Source organism: Streptomyces sp. GQ60 (assembly GCF_059758875.1).
The window spans coordinates 302303-309322 of the sequence record NZ_JCAXEG010000009.1 but is presented as its reverse complement, the minus strand read 5'-3'; the positions used below and the strand labels follow the sequence as shown (position 1 = coordinate 309322).

Annotated in this window: 5 protein-coding genes; 2 read left to right on the top strand and 3 right to left on the bottom strand. The window is 70.7% G+C overall.

The annotated features are described in order from the left end of the window. Positions 1-362: 362 nt before the first annotated feature. On the bottom strand, positions 363-1370 hold the full coding sequence (locus AC6CKD_RS23815) for a stage II sporulation protein M (RefSeq protein WP_498329708.1): 1008 nt from the start codon (positions 1368-1370) through the stop codon (positions 363-365). 114 nt (positions 1371-1484) lie between these two features. Between AC6CKD_RS23815 and AC6CKD_RS23810 the strand changes: the two genes are divergently transcribed. Beyond that, positions 1485-2402 (top strand): RDD family protein, encoded by a 918-nt coding sequence (locus AC6CKD_RS23810; protein ID WP_498329706.1) that lies wholly within the window; start codon positions 1485-1487, stop codon positions 2400-2402. Here AC6CKD_RS23810 and AC6CKD_RS23805 read toward each other — a convergent pair. Together AC6CKD_RS23805 and ahcY are read right to left on the bottom strand one after the other, a co-directional pair. Beyond that, the gene (locus AC6CKD_RS23805; RefSeq protein WP_498329705.1) at positions 2399-3031 is read right to left on the bottom strand and encodes a hypothetical protein; all 633 of its coding nucleotides are present in this window, start codon (positions 3029-3031) and stop codon (positions 2399-2401) included. The genes AC6CKD_RS23810 and AC6CKD_RS23805 overlap by 4 nt on opposite strands. Before the next feature lie 103 nt (positions 3032-3134). Then, complete coding sequence (gene ahcY, locus AC6CKD_RS23800; RefSeq protein ID WP_498329703.1) at positions 3135-4586, bottom strand: adenosylhomocysteinase; 1452 nt, start codon at positions 4584-4586, stop codon at positions 3135-3137. A gap of 353 nt (positions 4587-4939) precedes the next feature. On the opposite strand from ahcY, the gene AC6CKD_RS23795 reads away from it, so the two are divergent. After that, positions 4940-7009, top strand: a complete 2070-nt coding sequence (locus AC6CKD_RS23795) for a fructose-specific PTS transporter subunit EIIC (RefSeq protein WP_498329702.1) — start codon at positions 4940-4942, stop codon at positions 7007-7009. Positions 7010-7020: the final 11 nt, after the last annotated feature.

The window sequence follows — 7020 nt, the reverse complement described above, 5'->3', positions numbered from 1 at the left end:
CCTCAGCAACAATTACTGGGGCTTTCCTCCGGGCTTTCGTTCTATTCTTGCGTTTCAGACTCTATCAGAGTCTGTCTCGCTTGTTTTCCGCCTTCCAGTTCTTCGCTTTCGCGTTTCCCTTTCCGGCGAGTCCGACTCTATCAGAAGTTTTCCACCGGATTTCCCGGCTTCAGATTCCTGAATGAAGAGTTGGTTGTGCCCGCTTGGAATTCAATTCCTGGGGGCGAGAGAGACTTTAAACCATCACTGCCGAACTTGTCCAGTTCGAGGCAACCGTTCGAATCTACCTCCCCGCAGCCGCCGTGTCAACGGTGTTTGCGGGACGACGAGGAGACTAGCAGCTCGGCAGGCTCGTACGCACATCAGCCCGCGGTGGGGAGCGTCGCCGTCTGGTCGGCCTGCTCCACGTCGCCCACGTCGCCGGCTCGGGCCGCGCGGCCGCCCAGGACGTAGACGTAGAGCAGGAAGGCCGCCTCGGCGGCCACGCCGATGGCGATGCGGGCCCACGTCGGGAGGCCGGAGGGGGTGACGAAGCCTTCGATCAGGCCCGAGAGGAAGAGGACCGCTGCCAGGCCGATGGCCATGCCGAGGGCGGCGCGGCCCTGTTCCGCCAGGGCCACGCGGCGGGTGCGGTGGCCCGGGTCGATGACCGTCCAGCCCAGGCGGAGGCCCGTACCGGCGGCTACGAAGACGGCCGTCAGTTCGAGCAGGCCGTGCGGGAGGATCAGGCCCAGGAAGACGTCGAGGCGGTCGGCCGAGGACATGAGGCCGATGCCCACGCCGAGGTTCAGCATGTTCTGCCACAGGATGTACAGGACCGGCAGGCCCAGGAAACCGCCCAGGACCAGGCAGATCGCGGCCGCCTGGGCGTTGTTCGTCCAGACCTGGGCCGCGAAGGAGGCCGCGGGGTGGCTGGAGTAGTACGTCTCGTACCCGCCGCCCGGCTTCGTCATCGCCTTCAGGTCCTCCGGAGCGCCGATGGCGCCCTGGATCTCGGGGTGGGTTGCTATCCACCAGCCGACGAGCACGCCGACGGCCGTGGAGATCAGCGCCGTGGGTATCCACCAGCGGCGGCTGAGGTAGACGGAGGCCGGGAAGCCGGACGTGAAGAAGCGGGCCGCATCGCGCCAGCCGGACCGGCGGGTGCCCGTCACCGTGGCGCGGGCACGGGCGACGAGCTGGGTCAGGCGGCCCGTGAGCATCGGGTCGGGGGCGCTGGACTGGACGAGGGAGAGGTGGGTGGCCGTGCGCTGGTAGAGCGCGACGAGCTCGTCCGCCTCGGCTCCCGTGAGGCGCCGGCCCCGGCCGAGGAGCTGCTCCAGGCGGGCCCACTCCGCCTGGTGGGCCGCAACGAAGACGTCGAGATCCATGTGCTTGGCGCTCCCCTGCCCCTGGTCCCTCTGGTTTCTCCTACTGCTTGCTTCGTCAGCTTGGCAGACTGGAGGCCGATGGGGCGGGGCAGGTCACGTGAAGGGTGTGCATCGGTGAGCGATCTGGTGACGGGGGACGCGGTCGTCCTGGGGCTGCGGCCGGCGAGGCTGCCGAGCCGGGCGCTGGCGATCCTGCTCGACCTGGTCGTGTACGTCGCCGGGTACCTGCTGATCGCCGTCGGGCTGGTCCTGGCCACCGCTTCGATGGACGGGGCGGCCCGGGCGGCCGTGTCGGTGGCCTCCTTCGTCCTCATCCTGGTCGGCGTGCCGATCGCGGTGGAGACGCTGAGCCACGGGCGGTCGCTGGGCAAGCTCGCGTGCGGGCTGCGCGTGGTGCGCGACGACGGCGGGCCGATCCGCTTCCGGCACGCGCTGGTGCGCGGGGCCTTCGGGGTCTTCGAACTGCTGCTGACCTTCGGGTCCGTGGCCTGCATCGCCTCGCTGTTCTCCGAGCGGGGGCGGCGGCTCGGGGACGTGTTCGCGGGGACGCTGGTCGTCCGGGAGCGGGTGCCGGGGGCGCGGGTGATGCCGGTGCCGCCGCCGCCTCCGTGGCTGGCCGGGCGGTTCGGCGGGCTGGACCTGTCCGCGGTGCCGGACGGGCTGTGGCTGGCGATCCGGCAGTACCTGACGCGCATGGACCAGCTCGATCCGCAGGTGGGCGCCTCGATGGCGGCCCGGCTCGCGGACGATCTGGTGGCGCGCACGGGGGCTCCGCCGCCGGTCGGCGTGCCCGCCGCGGGGTTCCTGATGGCCGTGGTGCACGAGCGGCAGTCGCGGGACGCCGCGCGGGCCTTCCGGCAGCAGTCCGTGCCCGCGGCGCCTCCGGTTCCGTACGGGCAGCCCGCGGCCGTGGTGATGCCGGCCGTGGCGGTGCCGCCGGTGCCGCCCGTCGCGCCGCCCGTGGTTCCGGTGGCGCCCGTGCCCGTACCCGTGGAGCCGCCGAAGGCGACCGGGTTCGCGCCGCCGGCCTAGGCCGGTCCGCCGTCGGTGAAGGCCGACGGCGGGGTTTCCAGGTGTTCGAGTTCGATGCCGGGGGCCGAGAGGACCACGTCCCCCGCGATGTGGACCGTGTGGACCTCGCCGGTGTCCAGGGCGGTGACCCGGTACTCGTCGACGAGGAGCGGGCCGCTGTCCGTGGGGTGCTCCGCGCGGTGCAGCAGGGCCCAGGCCTGGTCGGTCGTACGGGCCGCCAGGACGGGGTCGGTCAGGGCGACGAGGCGGACGCGGGTGGCGGGGGCGCCGGGGGCCAGGCGCAGCAGCCGGACCGTGGCGACGAGGAAGGCCGGGGAGGTGCCGGTGAAGCCGGCGGCCCCGGGGACGTTGCCCTCGGTGGCTTCGGCTCCGGCGGGGTCGGTGCGGACCCAGGTGATCCCGTCGATGGCTGCGCCGCGGACCTGCCAGCTCGAGGCGTTGACTTCGAGGCGGATGGGGCGGCCGAGTTCGTCGACGGCCAGGTCGACGGAGCCTCGGTGCGCCCCGTCGGGTGCGGTGATCTGCGAGACGTAGCGCCAGCCCGAGGGGCCGGGGGCGCAGTGGAAGTGCTCCTCGCCGAGGGGGGTGTGGTCGTGCGGGTCGTGCAGCGCGTAGCGGCCTCGGGGCATGGGGCGTCTTCCTGGGTTTCGGGCGGGTACGGGGCAGGCCCCCGGCACGGATGCCGGGGGCCTGACGCGTGGGTGCTGCGCGGGTGCTGCGGATCCGTGGGGATCAGTAGCGGTAGTGGTCCGGCTTGTACGGGCCCGCCACGTCCACGCCGATGTAGGCGGCCTGCTCCGGGCGCAGGGTGGTCAGGCGGACGCCGAGGGCGTCGAGGTGGAGGCGGGCCACCTTCTCGTCGAGGTGCTTGGGGAGCACGTAGACGTCGGTGGGGTACTCGGCCGGCTTGGTGAAGAGCTCGATCTGGGCCAGGGTCTGGTCCGCGAAGGAGTTCGACATCACGAAGGACGGGTGGCCGGTGGCGTTGCCCAGGTTCAGCAGGCGGCCCTCGGACAGGACGATGAGGACCTTGCCGTCGGGGAACTTCCAGGTGTGGACCTGGGGCTTGACCTCGTCCTTGACGATGCCCTCGATCTTCGCGAGGCCGGCCATGTCGATCTCGTTGTCGAAGTGGCCGATGTTGCCCACGATGGCCTGGTGCTTCATCTTGGCCATGTCGGCGGCCATGATGATGTCCTTGTTGCCCGTGGTCGTGATGAAGATGTCGGCCGTCGCGACGACGTCGTCCAGGGTCGCGACCTGGTAGCCGTCCATCGCCGCCTGGAGGGCGCAGATCGGGTCGATCTCGGTGACGATGACGCGCGCGCCCTGGCCGCGCAGCGACTCGGCGCAGCCCTTGCCGACGTCGCCGTAGCCGAAGACCACGGCCGTCTTGCCGCCGATGAGGACGTCGGTGGCGCGGTTGATGCCGTCGATGAGGGAGTGGCGGCAGCCGTACTTGTTGTCGAACTTCGACTTGGTGACGGCGTCGTTCACGTTGATCGCCGGGAACAGCAGGGTGCCCTCGGCCATCATCTCGTAGAGGCGGTGGACGCCGGTGGTGGTCTCCTCGGTGACACCGCGGATCTCGGACGCGAGCTGCGTCCACTTCTGCGGGGCCTCGGCCAGGGTGCGGTTGAGGACGGTCAGGACGTGGGCGTACTCCTCGGAGTCCGCCGTCGACGGGTCCGGAGCGGCGCCGGCCTTCTCGAACTCGACGCCCTTGTGGACGAGGAGGGTGGCGTCGCCACCGTCGTCGAGGATCATGTTCGGGCCGCCGGTGGGGGTGTTCGGCCAGGTCAGCGCCTGCTCCGTGCACCACCAGTACTCGTCCAGCGTCTCGCCCTTCCAGGCGAAGACGGGGACGCCCTGCGGGTTCTCCGGGGTGCCGTTCGGGCCCACCGCGATGGCGGCGGCCGCGTGGTCCTGGGTGGAGAAGATGTTGCAGGAGGCCCAGCGGACGTCGGCGCCGAGGGCGACGAGGGTCTCGATGAGGACGGCGGTCTGCACGGTCATGTGCAGGGAGCCGGTGACGCGGGCGCCGGCGAGCGGCTGGGTGGCCGCGTACTCCCGGCGGATCGACATCAGTCCGGGCATCTCGTGCTCGGCGAGAGTGATCTCCTTGCGCCCGAAGACGGCGAGGGAGAGGTCCGCGACCTTGAAGTCGGTGAATGCGGCAGTCATATGGTGCTGCTCCTCGTGAGGTGGAGAGGTGGGTACGGCTGAGCCGCACACCGTCCCGGGGACGGCGCACTTGGCGCTCAGTCCGTCGGGGGTCCTCTCTCCCCTCGGCCGGTCTCGAAGACCGCCCGACCGCCATCAGCAGCGACGCCTGACACTGATGACGAATCTACACCGATCGGCGCAGCGGGGCCCAGGGGACATGTGGTCAAGTCGCGGTGGGGGTTCGGGGCCTACGGCGGAAGATTAGGGGCCTTTCGGACTTTTGATCCATCCCTTACGTGCGGAAGGATGCCGTTGGGTCGGGTTGTACGCGCGATCCCGCAGGACGACGCATGTGCCGTGAGGAGATTCCAGTGACCAGTCCGGCAGGCCCTCCCGAAGGCGGGGACGCGAGCGGGCAGAAGCCCGTGAGGATCGTCGCCGTTACCGCGTGCCCCACCGGTATCGCGCACACGTACATGGCCGCGGAGAAGCTGCAGCAGGCCGCCGACCGCCTCGGCGTCTCGATCAAGGTGGAGACCCAAGGTTCCATCGGAGCCGAGAACGTGCTCTCTGACAACGATGTCAGACAGGCGGACGCCGTCATCATCGCCGCCGACAAGGAGGTCGACCCCGGCCGGTTCGCCGGCAAGCGGGTGCTGTCCACCGGTGTCGCGGACGGCATCCACAAGCCGGAGGAGCTGATCCGGCGCGCGCAGAGCGCGCCGGTGCAGGCCGGAACCGCGGCGGCGGCGGGCAGCGGCGACGGCGGCGGCAGGCAGCGCGGTCAGGCGTACAAGGCGCTGATGAACGGCGTCTCCCACATGATCCCGTTCGTGGTCGTGGGCGGCCTGCTGCTCGCCGTGTCCCTGTCCCTCGGCGGGCACGCGGACGCCAAGGGCGGACTGGTCATTCCCGACGGGACCTTCTGGTTCTACGTCAACAAGCTCGGCGTGACCGGCTTCTCGCTGATGCTGCCGATCTTCTCCGGCTACATCGCCTACGCGCTGGGCGACCGGCCGGCCCTCGTGCCCGGCATGATCGGCGGCTTCCTCGCCGCGGACGCCGTGCACATCTACGGGGCCGACGCGAACGCCGGTTTCCTGGGTGCCATCGCGACGGGCTTCATCGCGGGCTACCTGGTCATGTGGATCAAGAAGGTCAAGGTCCCCAAGGTCATCCAGCCGATCATGCCGATCATCGTGATTCCGATCGTGTCGACCGTGGCCCTGGGCCTGTTCTACATCTACGTGATCGGCAAGCCGATCTCCTGGCTCTTCACGAACCTCACCGACTGGCTGAACGGGATGACCGGCTCCAGCGCGATCGTGCTGGGCACCCTGATCGGTCTGATGATCGCCTTCGACATGGGCGGCCCGGTCAACAAGACCGCCTTCCTCGTCGCCGTAGGCCTCATCGGCACCAACAACCACGTCATGGGCATGGCCGCCGCGGCCATCCCCGTCATGCCGCTCGGCCAGGGCCTGGCCACGCTGCTGCGCCGCAAGCTCTACAGCGACGAGGAGAAGGAAACCGGCCTCGCCGCCCTGTTCATGGGCTTCTTCGGCATCTCCGAAGGAGCGATCCCCTTCGCCGCCGCCAGGCCCGCCCAGGTCATTCCGGCGAACATGCTCGGCGGCGCGGTGGCAGGCGCGATCGCCGGTGTGGCCGGGGTCCAGGACTCGGTGCCGCACGGCGGTCCGATCGTCTCGCTGTTCGGTGCGATCAGCGGCGTCGCGATGTTCTTCGTGGCCATCGCCGCCGGTGCCGTCGTGACCGCGCTGACGACGAACGCGCTGATCGAGTTCAAGCTGCGCCGGGAGGGCGTGGCCGGCGGCGGGTCCGGGGGCCTCGCGCCCGAGCCGGCCCTGGTCGGCGCGGGCGCCGGCGGCGGTGCCGGTGCCGGTGCGGCCGCGGGAGCGGCCGGAACGGCCGTACGGGCACAGCAGCCCGCGGCCGGGGCTCCGGTGGCCGCGGGCGGACCGCCCGAGGTGCTGTCCGGGTACCTCACCGAGCGGACCGTGAAGACGGAGCTGGCCTCGGACTCCAAGGAGGCCGCGATCCGCGAGATGGCGGAGATGCTGGCCACGACCGGCAACGTCACCGATGTGGACGAGCTCGTACGGGTCGCCCTGGCCCGGGAGGCGCAGGGCACCACGGGCCTCGGCGAATCCATCGCCATCCCGCACGCCAAGACGGACGCGGTGACCCGCCCGACGGTGGGCTTCGCACGGTCCGACGAGGGCATCGAGTGGGGCGCCCTGGACGGGACGAAGGCCCGGCTGGTCTTCATGATCTCCGTGCCGGAGGCCGCCGCCGGGGACGAGCACCTGCGGATCCTGGCCCTGCTGTCGCGCAAGCTGATGGACACCGGCTTCCGGGAACGGCTGCAGGCCGCGCCCGACGAGCCCGCGATCCTGGACGTGCTGCGCGAGATCCAGTAAGCCGCGCGTCC

Excerpts from the sequence above, each read along its gene's own strand:
- ahcY (WP_498329703.1), bottom strand. The coding sequence starts at position 4,586 with ATGACTGCCGCATTCACCGACTTCAAGGTCGCGGACCTCTCCCTCGCC.
- AC6CKD_RS23815 (WP_498329708.1), bottom strand. The coding sequence starts at position 1,370 with ATGGATCTCGACGTCTTCGTTGCGGCCCACCAGGCGGAGTGGGCCCGC.
- AC6CKD_RS23805 (WP_498329705.1), bottom strand. The coding sequence starts at position 3,031 with ATGCCCCGAGGCCGCTACGCGCTGCACGACCCGCACGACCACACCCCC.